Consider the following 20,527-nt stretch of genomic DNA (forward strand, 5'->3'; position numbering starts at 1 on the left):
GAGCGAATGGACGCGCGCTTAAACTGTTTAAACGATCCTATGCCATCCGGGCGGCGCTTTTCAAAGCTTTTTCGCCAGGTCCTCGTTCTCGCTGTTCGGCGCGGTGCGGCTGGCCAGCCGCAGCCTGTGTTCGCGATGCACGATGTAGAGGCCGCTGCTCACGATGATCGCCGCGCCGCCCAGCGTCCACAGGTCGGGCAGGTCGGCGAAGATCAGGTAGCCCAGCGCGATCATCCAGATCATCTGCGAATAGGGATAGGGCGCCAGCGCCGTCGTCGTCGCCTGCTTGTAAGCCTTTATGAGCAGGAAGTGGCCGAACGCGCCGATGGCTCCGAGACCGAGCAGCAGCACCCAGTGCAGCGGCTCCTGCGGGATCGAGCCGTAGAGCGGCACGAACGGGAACATCAGCACGGTGGGCGCCAGCGCCGAATAGAAGATCAGGCTTTCCGAGCTTTCGGTCGCGCCCATGTGGCGTGTCATGATGACGTAGAGGCTGTAGCTCGTCATCGACATCAGCGCGAAGACGTGGCCGATCCCGAAGGTGCCGACGCCCGGCCGCGTGATGACCAGCACGCCCACGAACCCGACCAGCACGGCCATCCACCGCCGCCACCCGGCCCATTCACCCAGCAGCGGTCCCGCCAGCGCGGTGATCACCATCGGCGCGAAGAAGTAGATCGAGATCGTTTCCGCCAGCTGCAGCGTCTGCAAAGCGAGGAAGTTGAAGATCGTCGAGCCGAACAGGAAGACGCCGCGCACGAGCTGCGCGGGAATGTTCTTCGCCCGGAACATGGTCCTGTTCGACCATGCCCGGAAGAACACCATCACCAGCACGAGATGGATGGCAAACCGCATCCAGGCGAGGAACGGAGCCTCCACCCCCTGAAGAACGAGATATTTCGCGCTTGCATCGAGGAAGGCGAAGGAGAAGCAGGCCGTCAACACCAGCAGAATGGCGGATGTCGGCGTCGCCGCCTCGGGTGTACTTTTGCGCGGATTCAATGTGCTGGCCGGTCTGGGAGGACGGATTTGGGTTACTTCGGCCAACCAGCCGCCCGGCGCAAGGAAAAACTGCATTTCGGCGGCTTATGTGACGCAAGCTGATCGACAGGACTTGTGCCCGCGCTGCGGTACCGATTGCTTCGTACAGGAACTGTCTCGCTGAACATGGACCTCGGTCTCCCCCCACCCCTTACCCCTTCCCTCAAGGGGGAGGGGGTTCTGGTTCGTCGGCAATCGACACGACCGCACTTGTTTGAGAGGTCCGGTCTCCGATGTTCCCCTCCCCCTTGAGGGGAGGGGTAGGGGTGGGGGTAATTGCGCGCGACTGCCTTGCCATGAAAAAAAGCGAAACCGCGAATTGGCGGTTGGAGGGGGCGTTTCAGCGACAACCTGAAACGCTGGCCTATTCTTCCCCGTCCACCTCCGCGTCTTCGGCCTCGTCGGGCATCGTCGCGCCGTTCGACAGGTTGGCCTCGATGCGGCCGAGCAGCTTGGTCAGCGTCTTCTGCTCTTTCTTGTCGAGCCCCTTCAGCGCCTGCTTCTCCGTCTTGCGCACCGCCTTCTCGATGGCGCGGATGGCGTTGCGCCCTTCGTCGGTGAGGAACACATTGGCCTGCCGCGCATCCGATTCAGACGCGCGCTTGTCGACATAGCCCTGTGTCTGGAGGCGGTTGATCGTCTTGGTCACTGTGGGCGGGCGCACGCCCAGCCGGATCGCCAGCTGTCCCGGCGTCTGCCCGTTCTCGCGGTCCAGCGCGATCATCACCTGGTCCTGTCCGGCATAGAACCCGTGCGAAAGCAGCCTTGCCGCCAGCGCCGTGCGCGACAGGCGCGCCGCCGAATGCAGTTGCGTCATCGCCGCCGTCTTGTCAGCCTTGGCCATGGACGAAATTCCCTCGCTGTTGCATTGCTACCCTGACTGGAACGCGACGAAGCCATGGCAGAGCCACATAACAGATAGATGACAGCCAACGAAACAATTCAACCTTCGTCGCGGGCCATCGCGGTGCTGCCGCTTGGCGCGACGGAGCAGCACGGCCCTCACCTGCCTTTCGAGACCGATACGATCATCGCGCAGGGGGTGGCGGCGCGCGCGCAAGGTATGATGCCGGCAGCGCTCGACGTGACGTTCCTGCCCGCCGAGCCCGTCGGCTATTCCATCGAGCACATGGATGTCGAAGGCACGCGCACGCTCGCCTTCGACGAGGCCGTGAACCGCTGGATCGGCATCGGCGAAGCGTGCTTCCGGCAGGGCACGCGGCGCTTCGTGATGCTCAACGCCCATGGCGGCAACTCACCCCTGACAACCGTCGTGGCGACCGAACTGCGCGTGCGGCTGGGCATGCTGGCGGTCGCGACGAGCTGGACGCGCTTCGGGTACCCCGCCGGCATTGTGTCTCCGCGCGAAAAGGCACTCGGCATCCATGGCGGCTTCATCGAAACCTCGGTGATGCTGGCCCTGCGCCCCGATCTGGTCGACATTGCGCGCGCGCAGGATTTCGCCTCGGCACAGGAAGATTTCGAGCGCGACTTCACCCATCTGCGCGCCTACGGCCCCCACGCCTTCGGCTGGAAGATGAGCGACCTGTCACCCCACGGCGTCACCGGCAACGCCGCCGCCGCCACGCGGGAAGCCGGCGAAGCGATCCTCGACCATGCGGCAAGAGGCTTCGTCGAGCTCTTGGAAGACGTCGCCCGCTTCGATCTTTCGCGCCTGAAGTGAGTTGTGTTATCTTGTGTACATCCGAACACAGATATCGGGAAAGCCGCATGTCCTCCACGACCATGACCGTACGGCTGCCGAACGAGACCAAAAGCAAGCTCGAGCGTCTGGCGGAACACACCAACCGAAGCCTTTCGTTTCTGGCGGGCCGGGCGATCGCCGACTATGCCGAGCGCGAGTTGGCCATAGTCGAAGGTATTGAAGAAGGGCTGGAGGATGAGCGGGCGGGGCGCGTCATCTCGCACGACGACGCCATGCTGCGGATAGGCCAGGCCATCGAAAAGGCCTCCAAAGGATGAAGAAGCTGGTCTGGTCGGAATCCGCGTTGGCGGATTTCGAGCAGGCAATCGCGTACATAGCCGGTCAGGATCCTCATGCCGCCCGGTTGGTCGCCGAACGCATCGACGTGGCAATCCGGGCGCTTGGCAGGCATCCCACCGGGCGGCCGGGTCGCGTCGGCGGAACATACGAAAAGTCGGTGGCTGGGACGCCCTATATCGTCGCCTATTCCAATGCCGACACCACCATCACGGTGTTGCGGGTTATCCACGCGCATCGTGACTGGCCCAGCGAAAAGTGGCCGGGCTGACCACGTGCAATCGCGACCGTAACATCCTATATGGACGCCACGACAATCCAGAATGACGTGCGAGAGGCTCCCATGGCGCAGGCACAAATCCCGGTGACCGTCCTCACCGGCTATCTCGGCTCCGGCAAGACGACGCTTTTGAACCGCATCCTCACCGAGGACCACGGCAAGCGTTACGCCGTCATCGTCAACGAGTTCGGCGAGATCGGCATCGACAACGACCTGATCGTGGAGTCCGACGAGGAAATCTACGAGATGAACAATGGCTGCATCTGCTGCACGGTGCGTGGAGACCTGATCCGCACCGTGGAAGGCCTGATGCGTCGCCCCGGCCGTTTCGACGCCATCCTCGTCGAGACCACCGGCCTCGCCGACCCTGCCCCCGTCGCGCAGACCTTCTTCATGGACGATGACGTGCGTTCCAAGACGAAGCTCGACGCCGTTGTGGCGCTGGTGGACGCCAAGCACCTGCCGCTGCGCCTGAAGGACTCGAAGGAGGCCGAGGACCAGATCGCCTTTGCCGACGTGGTCGTGCTCAACAAGACCGACCTCGTCACCGAGGACGAACTGCGCGACGTCGAGGCCGCCGTGCGCGCCATCAACCCGGCCGCGAAGATCCACAAGACGCAGCGTTCCGGCGTGGCACTGACGGAGGTGCTGGATCGCGGCGCCTTCGACCTAAAGCGCGCGCTCGACAACGACCCGCATTTCCTCGATGCCGACGATCACGACCATGACCACGAGTGCGGTCCGGACTGCGACCACGATCACGGGCATGGCCACCATCACCACCACGGCGTCTCGCCCATCCACGATGTCGGCGTCACCTCGATCTCGCTGCGCGGCGGCGAGATGGACCCGAAGAAGTTCTTCCCGTGGCTCGAAAAGACCACCCAGATGGACGGCCCCAACATCCTGCGCCTCAAGGGCATCATCGCGCTCAAGGACGACCCGGAGCGCTATGTCGTGCAGGGCGTGCACATGATCCTCGAGGGCGACCACCAGCGCCCTTGGAAGGACGACGAAAAGCACGAAAGCCGCCTCGTCTTCATCGGCCGCGAACTCGACGCCGAACGCCTGAAGCGCACCTTCGAGGCGTGCCAGGCGTGATGCCCACAGTCGCTCCCCTCGACCTCGAAGGTCATTGCGTCGCCGCAGCATGGCTCGGCGGCGTTCCGCATTTCGCGCTGGCCGACGGCTCGGTGCATCGCCTCGACAACGGCCACAAATCGGTGGAAGCCCATGACGGCCTGCTCGCTGCCGTTCCCACGGAGGACGGCAGACAGCTCGTGACCGGCGGCGAGGATGGCCGCGTCTGCCTCGTTTCCGCCGACGGAACGGTCGCCGAAGTGGCCAAGGTCGGTCGCAAGTGGATGAACGCCGTGGCCGCCGGGCCGCGCGGCGCGGTTGCCTTTGCCAGCGGCAGGACAGCGTGGGTGAAACTGCCCGATGGCAGCCTCAAGGAGATCGCCCATCCCCGCAGTGTCGAGGGCATCGCCTTCGCGCCCAAGGGGTTGCGCATCGCGGTCGCCCGCTACAATGGCGCGACGCTGCATTTTCCCGCCGCGGCCGGCAAGCCGGTCGAGCTGGAATGGGCCGGCGCCCATACGGCCGCCACCTTTTCGCCCGACGGCAATTTCCTCGTCACCGCCATGCAGGAAAACGCGCTTCACGGCTGGAAGCTGGCCGACGGCAAGCACATGCGCATGGCCGGCTACCCCGCCAAGGTGAAGTCTATGTCGTGGAGCGCCAAGGGCCGCTGGCTGGCAAGTTCCGGCGCGCCGGCCGCGATCTGCTGGCCGTTCCTCACCAAGGACGGCCCCATCGGCAAGGCCCCTGTCGAGCTCGGTACACGCGGCGACGCGATGGTCACCGCTGTCGCCTGCCACACCACCGACGACATCGTCGCCATCGGTTATGCCGACGGCATGGTGCTGGCGGGCCGCATCGCCGACCAGAAGGAAGTCCTGCTGCGCCGCGCCGGCAAGGGCGCCGTCACCAGCATGGCGTGGGACGCCGAAGGCCGTCGCATCGCCTTCGGCACCGAGACCGGCGACTGCGGCGTCATCGACGTAGCCGGCTGATTACTCCACCGAACAGGCAACCGGGCCCATGAACTGCACCGGCTCCACCTCGCCGTCGACGGCATCTTTCATGTCGTAGACGGCGACGATGTATTCGCCCTGGTCGTTGCCGTCGTCGTCCATCGTGGTCTCCACGATGGCCTCGACATAGCCGTGCGGATCGCCCTCGCGCTCGCGATAGAGCCGCAGCTTCAGCGTGTCGCCGTCGAGCCAGTATTGCGCCACGTGCTCGCGCGAAAATTCGGTAACGCGCAAATCCTCGGCCACGTCACTAGAGCGCAGCTCGATCCTACCGGTGAAGCTGAACAGCGCGCTGCCCATGCCGCGCGACACCCCGCCCTCGAGTGCCATCACCACCTCGTCATCATCGACCGCGCAGGAAATCCCGCCCGTCGCCGTCGCGCTCCCGGCCGAAACCAGAAGCATCGCAAGCCCCGCAACGATCCGCATACCCACCTCCTCTGCTCGAACGGCGTCAACCTTGTTGATGGCGCGCAGTTGCGGCTCCTTTGCGGCAACGCTAGGAGTTTCACGGAGAACGGGGGAACCGCGTGGCGAAGACGAAAACCAAAAGCATCGGCGGCGTAGCGGCCGAACGTCTGGCAGCCTTTCGCGCCCGCGAGGCCGCAGCCTACGCGCACGCCCGCCCGCGTTCGGCCGAGGCCATGGCCAACGGCGCCGCCGGCTACCTCGACGGCGTCCCGATGCACTGGATGCGCGACTGGCCGATGCCCTTCCCCTTCGTCGTGGAGCGCGCGCATGGCGCGACGCTGACCGACATCGACGGCCACGAGCTGGCCGATTTCTGCCTCGGCGACACGGGCTCCATGTTCGGCCATTCCCCTGCCCCCGTGGCCAGGGCCATCCGCCGGCAGGCCCGTCGCGGCCTCACCTACATGCTGCCAAACGACGACGCACTGGCGGTCGGCACGCTCCTGCGCGCGCGTTTCGGCCTGCCCTACTGGCAGGTCGCCACCACGGCCACCGACGCCAACCGCTTCGCGCTGCGCGTCGCCCGCGCCGTTACCGAACGACCCAACATCCTCGTCTTCAACGGCTGCTATCACGGCGCGGTGGACGAGACGATGGTGCGCCTTCTGGACGGCAGGCCGGTCAACCGCCCCGGCCTCGCCGGCGAGTTCCGCGACCTCACCCAGGGCACCCGCGTCGTGGAGTTCAACGACATCGCGGCCTTGGAGAAGGCCCTTGCGCATGGCGACGTTGCCTGCGTCATCACCGAGCCGGTGCTGACCAACTCCTGCATGGTTCTGCCCGAGCCCGGCTTCCACGAAGCCCTGCGCGAAGTCACGACGCGCCACGGCACGCTGCTGCTCATCGACGAGACCCACACCATTTCCACCGGCCCCGGCGGCTACACGAGCGCCCACGATCTCCAGCCCGACCTGTTCGTCCTGGGCAAGCCCGTCGCCGGTGGCGTGCCGGCCAGCGTATGGGGCATGAGCGAGGATGTCGCCACGCGCTGGGCCGCCTACCAGCAGGTGAAGCAGCCGGGCTATTCCGGCATGGGCACCACCCTGTCGGCCAATCCGCTCCAGTTCGCCGCCATGCGCGCCACGCTGGAAGAGGTGATGACCGACGAAGCCTACGCCCGCATGGAAAGGCTTGCCCACCGGCTCGAGCTGGGCCTCGCCGCCGCAATCGCGCGCAATGTCCTGCCGTGGCACGTCGCCCGCGTCGGCGCACGGGTCGAGTTCATCTGCGCCCCCGGCCCGCTGAGAAACGGCGCCCAGGCCGAAGCTGCCCACATGCCGGCGCTGGAAGCCGCCATCCATGTCGGCCTCATCAATCGCGGCTGCCTCATCGCGCCATTCCACAACATGATGCTGATCTCGCCGGCGACGAAGAAGCCGCAGGTCGATCGCCTGATCGACGCCTTCACCGACATCGCCTCGGAGCTTGTCCGATGACCTCCCCCTCCGGCTCCACGCCGTCCGAAGCTGAAGCCTTCCTCGCGGTCCACCCGGAAATCGAGGCGTTCGACATCGTGCTCACCGACGCAAACGGCGTCGGGCGCGGCAAGATCATCCGCCGCCACGAACTCGCCGCGCTCTACGAGAACGGACGCCATCTGCCCATCTCCATCCTCGGCCTCGACATCGTCGGCGAGGACGTTCACGAAACCGGCCTCATCTGGGATCAGGGCGACGGCGACCTGCGCGCATGGCCCATCCCCGGCACGCTCGTGCCTCTCCACGGCACCAACCCGCCGCGCGGGCAGGTGCTGATGTCGATGTACCTCCTCGACAGCACACCCATGACCAGCGATCCCCGCCACGCGCTCCGACGACAGGTGGACGCCTTCGCCGCGCGCGGCCTGCATCCGGCGGGCGCGTTCGAGCTGGAGTTCTTCCTGCTCGACCGCGAGCGCGATGCCGATGGCCGCGTCCAGCCTGCCCGCGCGGTGCTCGACGGCCGCGCCAGCGGCAAGACCGAGGTCTATTCCGTCGATCACCTCCACGGCATGGAGCCGCTGTTCTCCGACATCTACAAAGCCGCCGCCGAACAGGGCATCCCCGCCGAAACGGTCATCTCGGAATACGCGCCCGGCCAGTACGAGCTGACGCTGAACTACCGCGCCGACATCATGCGCGCGGCCGACGACCTCACCATGCTCAAGCGGCTGGTGCGCATGCAGGCCCGCCGCCACGGCGTCACCGCCTGCTTCATGGCCAAGCCCATCGAGCGCTACGCCGGCTCGGGCATGCACCTGCACGTGTCGATGCTGGACGAGGCGGGCCGCAACGTCTTTGCCGAAGAAACCGAGGGCACATGGAAACCGGCGCTGCTCCACGCGCTCGGCGGCCTGTCGCACACCATGGCCGAATCCATGCTGGTCTTCGCGCCGCACGCCAATTCCTGGCGCCGCTTTGTGGCGCAGTCCTACGCCCCCGTCGCGCCCACATGGGGCGTCAATAACCGCTCTGTCGCGCTGCGCGTGCCCGCCGGCAGCGTCAAGGCGCGCCGCATCGAGCACCGCCCGTCAGGGGTCGACGCCAACCCCTATCTCGTCGCCGCCACCGTACTTGCCGGCATCGCGAAGGGCATGGACGAAAAGCTCGATGCCGGCCCCGAAACCACCGGCAACGGCTACGAGGAAACGGCTGCCGCCGCAGGCTCCATGCCGGCCGACTGGCTCTCCGCAATCAAGGCGGCGGAAACCTCGGCCTTCCTCGCAACGGCGCTCGGCCAGGACATGCACCGCACCTTCACGGCGGTAAAGCGCGCCGAATACCTGCGCGTCGCCCGCACCGTCAGCGAGCTCGACTACCACCTCTATTTGCACGAGGTGTGAGCGCCGGGCGGACCTTTCGAGGCACCCAACCTCACCCTATTCGGAGGTGTGAGCGCCGAGCGCGCGGCACAGACCGTTTCAATCTTTTCCGAAACACCCCCTCCACCGCCTTCGGCGGTCCTTTAGGGCGAGCCGCTTGTCTCGCCCGTCCTCCGGCCCCCCGCTTCGCAGGGGAGGAACCCAGGTTGCGGACGGCCGCGACGCGGATCCTCCTCCGTTTACGGGGGAGGGGGACCAACGAAGGCGGTGGAGGGGGTGTTTGCCATAGTTGGAGGGCGTCTTTTCCTCCACGAACGTCTGCCTATGACAACGAACGCCCGCTTTCGACACCCCGACCTCCCTCATCCTGAGCCTGTCAAACGACGCACCCGCCCCTCTACATCAAAGTGAATAGACACCACCCTTGCCGGAACATACCATGAACGAATGTCCAGTCTCTCGACTCGCGAAAAACTCGCCATCCTCGCCGATGCGGCCAAGTACGACGCCTCCTGCGCGTCGTCCGGCGCGGCGGGGCGCAACTCGCTCAAGAGCAAGGGTATCGGCTCCACCGAAGGCAGCGGCATCTGCCACTCCTACGCGCCCGACGGCCGCTGCATCTCGCTGCTGAAGATCCTGCTCACCAACTTCTGCATCTACGACTGCGTCTACTGCGTGAACCGCTCGTCGTCCAATGTGCGCCGCGCGCGGTTCACCATAGACGAGGTCGTCAACCTCACGCTGGATTTCTACAAGCGCAACTACATCGAGGGCCTGTTCCTGTCGTCCGGCGTCATCCGCTCGCCCGACGAGACGATGGCCGAGATGGTGGAGATCGCGCGTCGCCTGCGCATCGACCATGCCTATCAGGGCTACATCCATCTGAAGACGATCCCCGAGGCGAGCGACGAGCTGATCGAGCAGGCCGGCCTCTACGCCGACCGCCTCTCCATCAATGTCGAGCTGCCGACCGATGCCGGCGTCAAGCAGCTCGCCCCGCAGAAGAAGCCCGAGACCATCCGCGTCTCCATGGCGCGGCTGCGCAGCAAGATCGAGGAAAAGGCCGAGCCCACCCTGCGCACGAAGAAGCGCGTCCGCTTCGCGCCCGGCGGCCAGTCGACCCAGATGATCGTCGGCGCGGATGCGACGACCGATGCGGATATTCTCTCCACCTCCGCGCGGCTCTATTCCGGCTACCGGCTGCGCCGCGTCTATTATTCCGCGTTCAGCCCGATACCGGATTCCTCCGCCGTCCTGCCGCTGGTGAAGCCGCCGCTGATGCGCGAGCACCGGCTCTATCAGGCAGACTGGCTGATGCGCTTCTACGGCTTCGAGCGCCGCGAGATCACGGCGGGCCGGCCCGATGGCATGCTCGATCTGGAAATCGATCCCAAGCTGGCGTGGGCGCTGTCCAACCGGCACCTTTTCCCGCTCGACGTCAACCGCGCGCCGCGCGAGATGCTGCTGCGCGTGCCGGGTCTCGGCGCGAAGGTGGTCGACCGCATGCTTGCCGTGCGCCGTCACCAACGGCTGCGCATCGAAGACCTCGGCCGGCTCTGCGCCTCCATCGCCAAGGTCCGCCCCTTCATCGTCGCCGACGGCTGGTCGCCCCGCGCGCTGACCGACGAGGAAAACCTCCGCGCCCGGCTCGCCCCTCCGGCACGGCAGCTCAGCCTGTTCTGACGATCATGGTCCCTGCCCTCACCCCCACCCCTTACCCCTCCCCTCAAGGGGGAGATGTCCGGCAGGACAGAGGGGGGTCGATCCAGAGCCAAACCTTCCGCCGGCGTGACACGATATGATGCCAGCCCATAACAGCAGATCGCGCCACTTCTCCGTCCGCCTCGCCTCGCAGATCGATTTCGAAGGCTGGCGCAATACCGCCCGTGCGCTGGCGCTGAACGATGTCAGGCCCGAAGACGTTTCCTGGCAGACCGGCGAAGGCGGCGATCTTTTCGCGTCCGAAACGCCCCTGCCCGCGATCCCGCCCGGCGCGGCCCTGAACGTCTCGCGCGCGTTCGTCGACAAGGCGCAGGCCGTCATCTGCCATTCCGATCCCGGCCGCTTCGCCCTGCTCTATCGCCTGCTTTTGCGCATGCGCGAGACCCCGCATCTCCTGAAGATCGCATCCGACCCGGATGTGATCGCCCTGCGCGATCTGGAAAAATCGGTACGCCGCGACATTCACAAGATGCGCGCTTTCGTGCGCTTCGTGCGCGTGGGCGATGGCGGCGACGAGCGCTTCGTCGCGTGGTTCGAGCCGGACCACTTCATCGTCGAGCGCAACGCGCCCTTCTTCGTGCGGCGGTTCGCCGGCATGCGCTGGACGATCCTGACCCCGCACGGCTCGGCCGACTGGGACGGCGAGGAACTCACCTTCGGGCCCGGCGCCACAAAGGCCGATGCGCCCAAGGAAGACGCCTCCGACGCACTCTGGAAGACCTACTTCGCCAACATCTTCAACCCCGCGCGCCTGAAGGTGAAGGCGATGCAGGCCGAGATGCCGAAGAAATACTGGCGGAACCTGCCGGAGGCCTCGCTCATTCCCGGTTTGATCAAGGGCGCGGAAGGTGCGGCCCGCGACATGCTGGAAAGGATGCCGACCATGCCGGCTCCCCATCACGCGAAGATTCAGGAGCGCCTGTGGAGCGCGCCCGCCGAAGAGCCGCCGGCCGATGCGAAGTCGCTGGCCGACCTGCGCCGACAGGCCGAGGGATGCCGGCGCTGCCCGCTCTGGCAGGATGCGACCCAGACCGTGTTCGGCGAAGGGCCGCACGACGCCCGCATCGTCTTCGTCGGCGAGCAGCCCGGCGATCAGGAGGACATCGCCGGCAAGCCCTTCGTGGGACCGGCTGGCAGGGTTTTCGATCAGGTGATTTCAGAAGCGGGCATCGAAAGGCAGAAGCTCTACGTCACCAACGCGGTCAAGCATTTCAAGTTCGAGCCGCGCGGCAAGCGCCGCATCCACCAGAAGCCGAACGCCGGCGAGGTGAAAGCCTGCCGCTGGTGGCTGGATCATGAGCTGGGCTTCATCAAGCCCGACCTGGTGGTCGCCATGGGTGCCACCGCCGCCCAGTCGCTGCTCGGCGCTCCCGTCCCGATCACGAAGATGCGCGGCGAAACGGTCACGCGTGATGATGGCCTGCGTGTCTTTCTCACCATCCATCCCTCCTTCATCCTGCGCATCCGCGAGCCCGCCGAGGCGGACGCCGAACGCACCCGTTTCCTCGCCGACATGCATAAGGTGAAGGAACTGATAGGCTGACGGAAATCCCGCATGTATCCTCGGATCAAGCCGAGGATACATCCGTGACCGGTCGGGGCATCCGGCAACACCGCCCGCTCAGACGATCAGGATCGCCCGCAGATCGTTGACGTTGGTTCCCGTCGGACCCGGCACGAACAGGTCGCCGATCGCATTGAACGCTGTCCAGGCGTCGTTTCGCGCAAGCACCGCCTTCGGGTCGAGCCCCGCCTCGCGCATTCGTCTGGCCGTCGTGAAGTCCGCAAATGCCCCGGCATTGTCCTGCGAACCGTCGATCCCGTCCGTGTCGGCGGCGAATGCGTGGATGCCGGCCACCCCGTCGATGGCCAGCGCGAAAGCCAGCAGGAACTCGGAATTGCGTCCGCCCTTTCCGCCCTTCTCGCGGATCGTCACCGTCGTCTCGCCGCCCGAAAGGAGCACGACAGGCTTTGCAAATGGCCTTCCGCGCGTCGCGATCTCGCGTGCGATGGCGGCATGGACGCCCGCCACCTCACGCGCCTCGCCCTCGATGGCGTCGGAGAGGATAACGGCTTGCAATCCATGCCTTCTTGCCTCGTCGGCCGCCGCCTCCAGCGAGCGCGCGGCGGATGCTATGACGAGGTTACTGTTTTTGACAAAAAGGGCATCATGGGGTGAAGGCGCGTCGGCAGCGGCACTTTCAAGGTGTTTCATGGCCGATTCCGGCAGATTCAGCCGGTAATTCTCCACAATACCCAGCGCATCCTGCCTCGAAGCAGCATCGGGCACGGTCGGTCCCGACGCGACGAAGGCCGGGTTGTCTCCGGGTATGTCGGAGACGATCAGTGAGACCACTTTCGCCGGGTGCGCCGCCATCGCCAGACGGCCACCCTTGATCGTCGAAAGGTGCTTGCGCACTGTATTCATTGCAGAAATCGGCGCGCCGGACGCCAGCAGCGCCTCGTTCACCGCGATCTCGTCGGCGAGCGTCATGCCCTCCGGCGGCGACGGAAGCAGCGCCGACCCGCCGCCGGAGATCAGCGCGACGACCAGATCGTCTTCGCCAAGTCCTTGAACCATCTGGAAAATTCGGCGCGAAGCCACCAGCCCCGCCTCGTCCGGAAAGGGGTGCGCTGCCTCGATGATTTCGATCTTTTCGCATCGCGCGCCATACCCGTAGCGGGTCACCACCAGCCCTTCCAGCGGTCCGTCCCATGCCTTCTCGAACGCTGCCGCCATCTGCGCCGAGCCCTTGCCCGCGCCGATAACGACGGTCCTTCCCTTTGGCTTTTCCGGCAGGAAATCGCGGATGACATGCTCCGGATCGGCCGCCGAAACGGCCGCGGAAAAGAGCGATTTGAAGAAGGAATGCGGCTCGATTTCCGCTTTCATTACAACCACTTCCGTCTCAGTTACGGCCCAACCCGCTCTTGGCAGGCGCCCCCGCCAGATAGACCTCGCGCACCGCGCGGTCGTCCCCCAGCGTTTGCAGCAGAAACAGTTCCTCGGCAAGGGACCGCACGGTTTCCATGCGCAGCGCCATGGCCGGCGTGGCCGCTGCATCAAGCACGACGATGTCGGCATCCGTGCCCATTTCCAGCGTGCCCACCCTGTCCGCGATGGAAAGCGCGGCGGCATTACCGAGCGTGATCTGCCAGAAGGATGCCAGCGGATTGAGCTTCTCGCCCTGCAGGGCGATGACCTTGTAGCCCTCGTCCATGGTGCGCAGCATTGAGTAGTTCGTACCGCCTCCAACATCGCTCGCAGCCGCAATTTTCAAGGGTTTCGGCCTTCTTGAATAACGCTGCCAGTCGAACAGGCCCGAGCCGAGAAACAGGTTTGAGGTGGGACAGAAAACCGCCACCGAGCCCGCATCCGAAAGCGCGTCCGCTTCGCGCTCCGAGAGGTGGATGCAGTGCCCGAGCAGGGTCTTTTCCCCCAGAAGCCCGTAATGAGCGTAGATGTCGGTGTAGTCCTTCGACCACGGATAGAGTTCCTGCGTGAAGGCGATCTCTGCGTGGTTTTCCGACAGGTGCGTCTGGATGTGCAGGTCGGGATGCTCCCGCGCCAGCACCCCGGCCATCTCCATCTGCTCCGGCGAGGACGTGATCGCGAAGCGCGGCGTGATCGCATAGTGAAGCCGCCCCTTGCCGTGCCATTCCCCGATCAGCGCCTTCGTATCGTCGTAGCCCGATTGCGGCGTGTCGCGCAGCGCTTCCGGCGCGTTGCGGTCCATCATCACCTTGCCGGCGATCACCAGCATGTCGCGAGACAGCGCCTCGGCGAAGAAGGCATCAGCGCTCTCCCTGTGTACCGAGCAGTAGGCGGCGACCGTCGTCGTACCGTGGCGAACTGTCTCGTCGAGGAAAAGCCGGGCTATCCGCCGCCCGTGCTGGGTGTCGGCGAACTTGGTTTCTTCCGGAAAGGTGTAGGTGTTCAGCCAGTCGAGCAGTTCCGCCCCGTAGCTGGCGATCACCTGCATCTGCGGAAAATGCACATGCGCGTCGATGAAGCCGGGCATCAGCAGATGCGGCCGGTGATCGACCGTCTCGACCCCCTCGCCCGCCTGCGCCTTCACGCTCGTGAAGTCGCCCACCGCCTCGATCCTGCCGTCGCGGATGAGAATGCCGCCATCTTCCTCGTAGTGGTAGGAAGCATTGTCGTCGATCGTCTCGGGCTTGCGCAGGAAGGACAGAACCCGCCCGCGCAGGAGGGTGGCGCTCACCGCCGGGTCTCCTCGAACCACGTCACCAGCAGCGCGCGTTCCTGGGCCGTCATGTGGGATACGTTGCCGGGCGGCATGGCGTGGCTGCGGCCGGCCTGCAGGTAAATCTCGCGGGCGTGCTCGGCGATCTGCACCTCCGTCTCCAGCTTCACCCCCTTGGGCGTGAACGTGATGCCCTCCCAGCCGGGCTCGGCCGAATGGCACATGGCGCAGCGGCCCATCACCGTATCGCGCACGGCAGGGAAGTGCGTCGATGCCATGAAGGCCTCGCCCGTTGCAGAGACGCGCTCCTCACCGGTCAGCACCTTCGGCACGGTGGAAAGCCACATGATGAGGATGAAGAGCACCGTGGCCGCAGCCCACGTCCAGTGCGGGTTGCCCTTGCGCGCGTGGACCGTGTTGAAATAGTGCCGGATCAGCACGCCGATGATGAAGATGAGCGCTGCGATGACCCAGTTGAACTCCGTCGCGAATGCCAGCGGATAGTGGTTCGACAGCATCAGGAAAATGACGGGCAGCGTCAGGTAGTTGTTGTGCAGCGACCGGGTCTTGGCGATCTTGCCGTATTTGGGGTCCGGCTTGCGGCCCGCGATCAGGTCCGCAACGACGATCTTCTGGTTCGGGATGATGATGAGGAAGACGTTGGCCGACATGATCGTGGCGGTAAACGCGCCCAGATGCAGGAACGCCGCGCGCCCGGTGAAAAGCTGCGTATAGCCCCACGCCATCGCGACGAGGATGGGAAACAGCACCAGCATCAGCACCGTGTCGTTGTCCGAAAGGCGCGACTTGCAAAGCTGATCGTAGATCAGCCAGCCAAAGGCCAGCGAACCGACCGAAATGAGGATTGCGACGGGGGCCGATACGTCCAGCACGTTGCGGTCGATGAGGTAGAGGTCGGCACCTGCGTAATACACGATGGCCAGTAGCGCGAAGCCCGACAGCCACGTCGCGTAGGATTCCCATTTGAACCAGGTGAGGTGCTCGGGCATCCGGGCCGGCGCAACCAGATATTTCTGGATGTGGTAGAAGCCGCCGCCGTGGACCTGCCATTCCTCGCCATGCGCGCCTTCCGGCATGCCCTCGCGCCGCACGAGTCCGAGATCGAGTGCTATGAAATAGAAGGATGAGCCGATCCACGCGATGGCCGTGATGACGTGCAGCCAGCGCACGCCGAAGCTCAGCCACTCCCAGAAGATCGCGAAATCGTACATGCCTTCCCCTCGCATTGTCGGTTCCGACTTTACGGACTCACGTTCAAACGGAAAGGGGATAGATGCGCGATGACTTTCAAAAAAATATGGAAAATAATGCTGCGCTAGCAAATGGTGAGCAAGCAATGGCCTATCTGGACAATGTCGCGGTGTTCGTGCGGGTGGTGGAACTCGGCAATCTTTCGGCAGCCGGGCGCGACATGCGCATCTCGCCGGCGGTCGCGTCTAACCGCATCAAGGAGCTTGAAAAGCATCTTGGCGTGCGGTTGTTCAACCGCACGACGCGGCAATTGATGCCGACAGAGCACGGCCGCGTGTTTTATGAGGGCGCAAAGAAGGTATTGGACTCGGTAGCGGAGGCGGAGGCGGCCGTGAGCGCGCTTTCAGGCCAACCGCGCGGCACGATCCGCATCACCGCGCCGCTAGGTCTAGGGCGACGGCTGATCGCATCGGGCATTCCCGAATTTCACGACAGATATCCCGACATCGAGGTGCGGCTGCGCCTGTCGGACCACAATGTCGATATCATGAAGGAAGGCATCGACATCGCCTTCCGGCTTGGTTTGATCGAGGATTCAAGCCTGCGCATGCGCGGCGTGATGGATTGCGAGCGCGTGCTGGTCGCTTCACCGTCCTACCTCAAGGCGCGCGGCGAGCCGACGACGCCGCAGGAACTGGTCAGCCGCAAGCATGACTGCCTGCTTCTGCGCTTTCCCGGCACGAAGGAATATGTCTGGACGCTGAAGACGCCGGAAGGCCCGCAGAAATTCGAGGTCCACGGGCCGTTCGATTCCGATGATGGCGATGTGATTACGGGGTGGGCGCTGGCGGGGCGCGGCATCATCAACAAGCCGCGTTTCGACATCGAGCCGTTCATCCGCGACGGACGACTTCAGATCATCCTGCCCGATACACCGCCGATGCCAGTGCAACTGGCGGCCGTGTACCCGCACCGCAAGTTCCAGGACCCCAAGGTGCGCCTGCTGCTCGACTTCATGGCCGAGCGCTGCCAGCGGATGATCCGCGACATGCTTGCAGGCCGCTGACCCGTCCCTTAGCCGAGGCCGAGGAACGACAGGATAGCGACGACGATCACGACCAGTCCGACGATATAGACGATGCTGTGCATGGGTTCTCTCCGTTTGCTTACTCCGCATAGAAACATTCGGAGGTGGCAAACGGTTCCAGCATTGTGTCAAGCAAGTGTCTTCAGTCTACGTCTTTTCTTGCAGCCACCGCGCGGATGATTTCCGCTGCGGCCAGCGCAGCGATCACCGCCGGCCGCTTGTCTTTCACGTCGGCACCTCCGATCGGGCAGATCAGGCGGGCGAAAAGCGCGTCCGTCCCGCTGGCTTCCCTGAGATACCAGCTGCGAAATGTCGCCTTCTTGGTCTTCGACCCGATCATGCCGACATAGGCCGCATCGTCGCGCCTCAGCGCCTCGGCGACGATTAGAAAGTCGAGCGCGTGGTCGTGCGTCAGCACGAGGAAGACCGAGCCTGAAGGCGCTTCGCGCACCGCCTCTTCGGGCACGGCGGTCAGCCGGGTTGTGACGGTTTCGGGCATGCCTTCCAGCGCTTCGGCCCGCGTTTCCACCACGGACACGTTGAGCGGCAGTAGGCTGAGCGCGGAGGCGAGCGCATGGCCGACATGCCCGCCACCAAACAGAAGCACATGCGGCTGCAACTTCTCTTCCGCCGCGACGCGCTGCGGGATCGCATGGCGTAGCTGATCGTCCACCAGCGCGAGATCGATCGTGACGCGGCCGCCGCAGCACTGGCCGATCTCGGGGCCCAGCGGCACGTCCAGCAGGCCCGTCGCCGCGCCCGTCTCGATCATCTCGCGGGCGCGGTCTATCGCCATGAACTCGAGCTGCCCGCCGCCGATGGTGCCGAAGATCGCTTCGGGCGAGACCAGCATCCACGCGCCGGCCTCGCGCGGGGTGGATCCGGCGGCGGAGCGGACCTCGACCAGCGCAAGGCCCGGCGAGGCGTCGAGAAAGGCGTGCAGGCGAGGTAGCGATGTCGTCACGCGTCGAACCTCTTGCCTCCGAGACCCGCCTCTGGCCTGCCGGCCATCTCCCCCTCCAGGGGAGAGATTGATCTCGTCATCGCTCTGCAAAAGCGATCAAAGGATTGGCCGAAGCGGTGACGTGCATGATCTCGCCCCTTGAGGGGGAAATGGCCGGCAGGCCTGAGGGGGGTGACCGGGCGCATTCGCATCCGGCTAGCCACTCGCAACCTTGCGAACCCGCTCTACCGCCATCAGCACGCGCTCGGGCGTGGCGGGGGCGTCGAGCCGTGGACACACCCGATGCTCGGCCACGCTGGCGACCGCATCGGACAGCGCGTGCAGCACGGCCATGCCCAGCATGAAGGGCGGCTCGCCCACCGCCTTGGAGCGATGCACGGTCGGCTCGAAAGCCTCCGACCAGTCGGCCAGCGCGACGTTGAAGATTTTCGGACGGTCGGATGCCAGCGGGATCTTGTAGGTGGAGGGCGCGTGGGTTCGCAGCCTCCCCTTGTCGTCCCAGACCAGCTCCTCCGTCGTCAGCCAACCCATGCCCTGGATGAACGCGCCCTCGACCTGCCCGAGATCGATGGCGCGGTTCAGCGACCGCCCGGTCTCGTGCAGGATATCGGTGCGCTCCACCACATATTCTCCCGTCAGCGTGTCGATCGACACCTCCGAGCACGCCGCGCCATAGGCGAAGTAGTAGAACGGATGGCCCCTGCCCTTGTCGCGATCCCAGTGGATTTTCGGCGTCTTGTAGAAACCGGCCGCCGAGAGCTGGATGCGGGCCATGTAGGCCTGCTTGACGAGGTCGGCGAAGGGGATTTCCTGGTTGCCGACGCGCACCCGGTTGGGCAGGAACACGACCTGCTCGACGGGGACCTCGTATTTTTCCGCTGCAAAGGCCGTCAGCCTGTCCCTTATCTGGCGCGCGGCGTTCTGGGCCGCCATGCCGTTGAGGTCGGAGCCCGACGACGCAGCCGTGGCGGACGTGTTGGGCACCTTGCCCGTCGTCGTCGCGGTGATCTTCACCTGTTCGATGTCGATCTGGAACTCTTCGGCCACCACCTGCGCGACCTTGATGTAGAGGCCCTGCCCCATCTCGGTGCCGCCATGGTTCAGATGAACCGAGCCGTCGGTGTAGGCATGCACCAGCGCGCCGGCCTGGTTGTAGTGCGTGGCCGTGAACGATATGCCGAACTTCACCGGGGTCAGCGCGATGCCGCGCTTGACGATGGGAGAATTGGCGTTGAACGCGGCAATCTCACGCCGCCTGCCGGCATAGTCGCAGGACTGCTCCAGCTCGGCGACGATGCGATGGACGACGTTGTCTTCCACCGGCTGGTGATAGGGCGTCACTCCGCGCCCGGAACTCTCGCCCGCCGCGTCGTAGAAGTTAAGCTTGCGGATTTCCAGCGGGTCCTTGCCCACCGCGAAGGCCACTTCCTCGATCACGCGCTCCGCGCCGACCATGCCCTGCGGCCCGCCGAAGCCGCGAAACGCGGTGTTGGAAACGGTGTTGGTGTAGAGCGGTGCGGACACCGCCTTCACCGCCGGCCAGAAATAGGCGTTGTCGCAGTGAAACAGCGCCCTGTCGGTGACCGGGCCGGAAAGGTCGGAGGAAAAGCCGCAGCGCGCCGCATAGACGAAATCGACGCCGAGGATGTTGCCCTCGTCATCGAACCCCACTTCGTAATCCACCACGAAATCATGACGCTTGCCGGTGGCGGTCATGTCGTCGTCGCGGTCAGGCCTGATCTTCACCGCCCTGCCTAGCCTCTTTGCGGCGATGGCGGCGATGGCGGCGAACTGGTTCGACTGCGTCTCCTTTCCGCCGAAGCCGCCGCCCATGCGCCTGATCTCGACCGTCACGGCATGCGACGGCACACCCAGCGCGTGGGCCACCATGTGCTGCACCTCGCTGGGGTGCTGGGTCGAGGAATAGACGGTGACGTCGTGGTCCTCGCCCGGCACGGCGAGCGCGATATGGCCTTCGAGGTAGAAATGGTCCTGCCCGCCGATGGCCATCCGGCCCTTGAGGCTGCGCGGCGCGCCCGCTATGGCGGCCGCCGCCTCGCCACGCTTGAGGGTCAGCCCGGGCGTCACCAGCCTGTCGCTGAGCGGGTCGAGACCGGCGATGTCGAACACGGCCGGCAATTCGTCGTATTCCACCTTCGCAAGCCGGCAGGCCCGCCGCGCCTGCTCGCGCGTCTTCGCGATGACGGCGAAGATCGGCTGGCCGAAGAACTGCACCTTGCCGACCGCCAGCACCGGCTCGTCGTGCTTTCCGGTCGGCGAGATGTCGTTCTCGCCCGGCACGTCCTCACCCGTCAGCACGTCGATGACGCCGGGGGCCGAACGCACCGCCGACAAATCCATCGAGCGGATGGTTGCGTGCGCGGCCGTCGAAAGGCCAAGGCAGGCATGAAGCGTTCCGGCCGGTTCCGGCATGTCGTCGATGTAGACCGCCTCGCCGGTGACATGCTTGTGCGCGGAATCGTGCCGGCGGTCGGTTGCAACGCCACCGGAGATTCTGCTCGACGTGAGATTAGACTGATGCGCGGTCATCCTGCGTCCACTCCTGGAAGGCAGATACCTTCACCCCCACCCCTTACCCCTCCCCTCAAGGGGGAGGGGGTCGCGGGCGCCTCAAAATCCCCCT

18 protein-coding genes are annotated in these 20,527 nt (G+C 65.2%); 10 read left to right on the forward strand and 8 right to left on the reverse strand.

What is annotated here, in order from left to right; genetic code table 11:
• Positions 1-60: 60 nt before the first annotated feature.
• Complete coding sequence (locus FY036_RS20500; RefSeq protein WP_235897734.1) at positions 61-1,002, reverse strand: DMT family transporter; 942 nt, start codon at positions 1,000-1,002, stop codon at positions 61-63.
• A gap of 403 nt (positions 1,003-1,405) precedes the next feature.
• Positions 1,406-1,885, reverse strand: coding sequence for a MarR family winged helix-turn-helix transcriptional regulator (locus FY036_RS20505; RefSeq protein WP_148916619.1), 480 nt, complete (start codon positions 1,883-1,885; stop codon positions 1,406-1,408).
• 78 nt (positions 1,886-1,963) lie between these two features.
• On the opposite strand from FY036_RS20505, the gene FY036_RS20510 reads away from it, so the two are divergent.
• The 5 genes from FY036_RS20510 (at position 1,964) to FY036_RS20530 (ending at position 5,398) form a co-directional block, all read left to right on the forward strand.
• Positions 1,964-2,725 carry a creatininase family protein gene (locus tag FY036_RS20510; RefSeq protein ID WP_148916620.1) on the forward strand — a complete coding sequence of 254 codons (762 nt, stop codon included), beginning with the start codon at positions 1,964-1,966 and terminating at the stop codon, positions 2,723-2,725.
• Positions 2,726-2,772: 47 nt separating this feature from the next.
• Positions 2,773-3,024 carry a CopG family ribbon-helix-helix protein gene (locus FY036_RS20515; protein WP_148916621.1) on the forward strand — a complete coding sequence of 84 codons (252 nt, stop codon included), beginning with the start codon at positions 2,773-2,775 and terminating at the stop codon, positions 3,022-3,024.
• Entirely contained in the window at positions 3,021-3,314 is a 294-nt protein-coding gene (locus tag FY036_RS20520; protein ID WP_148916622.1) for a type II toxin-antitoxin system RelE/ParE family toxin, read from the forward strand. The genes FY036_RS20515 and FY036_RS20520 overlap by 4 nt, the downstream gene beginning before the upstream one ends.
• A gap of 72 nt (positions 3,315-3,386) precedes the next feature.
• The gene (locus FY036_RS20525; protein ID WP_148916623.1) at positions 3,387-4,424 is read left to right on the forward strand and encodes a CobW family GTP-binding protein; all 1,038 of its coding nucleotides are present in this window, start codon (positions 3,387-3,389) and stop codon (positions 4,422-4,424) included.
• The gene (locus tag FY036_RS20530; RefSeq protein WP_148916721.1) at positions 4,424-5,398 is read left to right on the forward strand and encodes a WD40 repeat domain-containing protein; all 975 of its coding nucleotides are present in this window, start codon (positions 4,424-4,426) and stop codon (positions 5,396-5,398) included. The genes FY036_RS20525 and FY036_RS20530 overlap by 1 nt, the downstream gene beginning before the upstream one ends.
• Here the strand turns inward: FY036_RS20530 and FY036_RS20535 are convergent, their stop codons facing one another.
• Positions 5,399-5,848, reverse strand: a complete 450-nt coding sequence (locus FY036_RS20535) for a hypothetical protein (protein ID WP_148916624.1) — start codon at positions 5,846-5,848, stop codon at positions 5,399-5,401.
• Between the two features lie 101 nt (positions 5,849-5,949).
• On the opposite strand from FY036_RS20535, the gene FY036_RS20540 reads away from it, so the two are divergent.
• From FY036_RS20540 to FY036_RS20555, 4 genes are all read left to right on the forward strand, one after another.
• Complete coding sequence (locus FY036_RS20540) at positions 5,950-7,326, forward strand: aspartate aminotransferase family protein (protein ID WP_148916625.1); 1,377 nt, start codon at positions 5,950-5,952, stop codon at positions 7,324-7,326.
• Positions 7,323-8,711: a glutamine synthetase family protein gene (locus tag FY036_RS20545; protein WP_148916626.1), complete on the forward strand. Its 1,389-nt coding sequence runs from the start codon at positions 7,323-7,325 to the stop codon at positions 8,709-8,711. Before FY036_RS20540 ends, FY036_RS20545 begins: the two co-directional genes overlap by 4 nt.
• 426 nt (positions 8,712-9,137) lie before the next feature.
• A complete protein-coding gene (locus FY036_RS20550; protein WP_148916627.1) occupies positions 9,138-10,373 on the forward strand; it encodes a putative DNA modification/repair radical SAM protein in 1,236 nt (411 codons plus the stop codon).
• Between the two features lie 115 nt (positions 10,374-10,488).
• On the forward strand, positions 10,489-11,955 hold the full coding sequence (locus FY036_RS20555) for a UdgX family uracil-DNA binding protein (RefSeq protein WP_148916628.1): 1,467 nt from the start codon (positions 10,489-10,491) through the stop codon (positions 11,953-11,955).
• A gap of 78 nt (positions 11,956-12,033) precedes the next feature.
• Here the strand turns inward: FY036_RS20555 and FY036_RS20560 are convergent, their stop codons facing one another.
• Genes FY036_RS20560 through FY036_RS20570 form a run of 3 tightly spaced genes read right to left on the reverse strand, consistent with a single transcriptional unit; the run spans position 12,034 to position 15,852 of the window.
• Positions 12,034-13,305: a glycerate kinase type-2 family protein gene (locus FY036_RS20560; protein WP_148916629.1), complete on the reverse strand. Its 1,272-nt coding sequence runs from the start codon at positions 13,303-13,305 to the stop codon at positions 12,034-12,036.
• A gap of 16 nt (positions 13,306-13,321) precedes the next feature.
• Complete coding sequence (gene guaD / locus FY036_RS20565) at positions 13,322-14,638, reverse strand: guanine deaminase (protein WP_148916630.1); 1,317 nt, start codon at positions 14,636-14,638, stop codon at positions 13,322-13,324.
• Positions 14,635-15,852 carry a urate hydroxylase PuuD gene (locus tag FY036_RS20570; RefSeq protein WP_148916631.1) on the reverse strand — a complete coding sequence of 406 codons (1,218 nt, stop codon included), beginning with the start codon at positions 15,850-15,852 and terminating at the stop codon, positions 14,635-14,637. Before FY036_RS20570 ends, guaD begins: the two co-directional genes overlap by 4 nt.
• Before the next feature lie 125 nt (positions 15,853-15,977).
• Between FY036_RS20570 and FY036_RS20575 the strand changes: the two genes are divergently transcribed.
• A complete protein-coding gene (locus FY036_RS20575) occupies positions 15,978-16,898 on the forward strand; it encodes a LysR family transcriptional regulator (RefSeq protein WP_148916632.1) in 921 nt (306 codons plus the stop codon).
• A 163-nt stretch (positions 16,899-17,061) separates the two neighbouring features.
• Here the strand turns inward: FY036_RS20575 and xdhC are convergent, their stop codons facing one another.
• Together xdhC and xdhB are read right to left on the reverse strand one after the other, a co-directional pair.
• A complete protein-coding gene (gene xdhC, locus FY036_RS20580; protein WP_148916633.1) occupies positions 17,062-17,883 on the reverse strand; it encodes a xanthine dehydrogenase accessory protein XdhC in 822 nt (273 codons plus the stop codon).
• A 195-nt stretch (positions 17,884-18,078) separates the two neighbouring features.
• Entirely contained in the window at positions 18,079-20,433 is a 2,355-nt protein-coding gene (gene xdhB, locus FY036_RS20590) for a xanthine dehydrogenase molybdopterin binding subunit (RefSeq protein WP_148916635.1), read from the reverse strand.
• Positions 20,434-20,527 lie beyond the last annotated feature (94 nt).

The organism is Neoaquamicrobium microcysteis (assembly GCF_008180155.1).
In the GTDB taxonomy this organism is placed as follows: Bacteria; Pseudomonadota; Alphaproteobacteria; order Rhizobiales; family Rhizobiaceae; genus Aerobium; species Aerobium microcysteis.

Bases quoted from the DNA above. Each gene is read 5' to 3' on its own strand.
- FY036_RS20505 (WP_148916619.1), bottom strand. From the start codon at position 1,885: ATGGCCAAGGCTGACAAGACGGCGGCGATGACGCAACTGCATTCGGCG.
- FY036_RS20510 (WP_148916620.1), top strand. From the start codon at position 1,964: ATGACAGCCAACGAAACAATTCAACCTTCGTCGCGGGCCATCGCGGTG.
- FY036_RS20515 (WP_148916621.1), top strand. From the start codon at position 2,773: ATGTCCTCCACGACCATGACCGTACGGCTGCCGAACGAGACCAAAAGC.
- FY036_RS20520 (WP_148916622.1), top strand. From the start codon at position 3,021: ATGAAGAAGCTGGTCTGGTCGGAATCCGCGTTGGCGGATTTCGAGCAG.
- FY036_RS20525 (WP_148916623.1), top strand. From the start codon at position 3,387: ATGGCGCAGGCACAAATCCCGGTGACCGTCCTCACCGGCTATCTCGGC.
- FY036_RS20530 (WP_148916721.1), top strand. From the start codon at position 4,424: ATGCCCACAGTCGCTCCCCTCGACCTCGAAGGTCATTGCGTCGCCGCA.
- FY036_RS20535 (WP_148916624.1), bottom strand. From the start codon at position 5,848: ATGCGGATCGTTGCGGGGCTTGCGATGCTTCTGGTTTCGGCCGGGAGC.
- FY036_RS20545 (WP_148916626.1), top strand. From the start codon at position 7,323: ATGACCTCCCCCTCCGGCTCCACGCCGTCCGAAGCTGAAGCCTTCCTC.
- FY036_RS20550 (WP_148916627.1), top strand. From the start codon at position 9,138: ATGTCCAGTCTCTCGACTCGCGAAAAACTCGCCATCCTCGCCGATGCG.
- FY036_RS20555 (WP_148916628.1), top strand. From the start codon at position 10,489: ATGATGCCAGCCCATAACAGCAGATCGCGCCACTTCTCCGTCCGCCTC.
- FY036_RS20560 (WP_148916629.1), bottom strand. From the start codon at position 13,305: ATGAAAGCGGAAATCGAGCCGCATTCCTTCTTCAAATCGCTCTTTTCC.
- FY036_RS20570 (WP_148916631.1), bottom strand. From the start codon at position 15,852: ATGTACGATTTCGCGATCTTCTGGGAGTGGCTGAGCTTCGGCGTGCGC.
- FY036_RS20575 (WP_148916632.1), top strand. From the start codon at position 15,978: ATGGCCTATCTGGACAATGTCGCGGTGTTCGTGCGGGTGGTGGAACTC.
- xdhB (WP_148916635.1), bottom strand. From the start codon at position 20,433: ATGACCGCGCATCAGTCTAATCTCACGTCGAGCAGAATCTCCGGTGGC.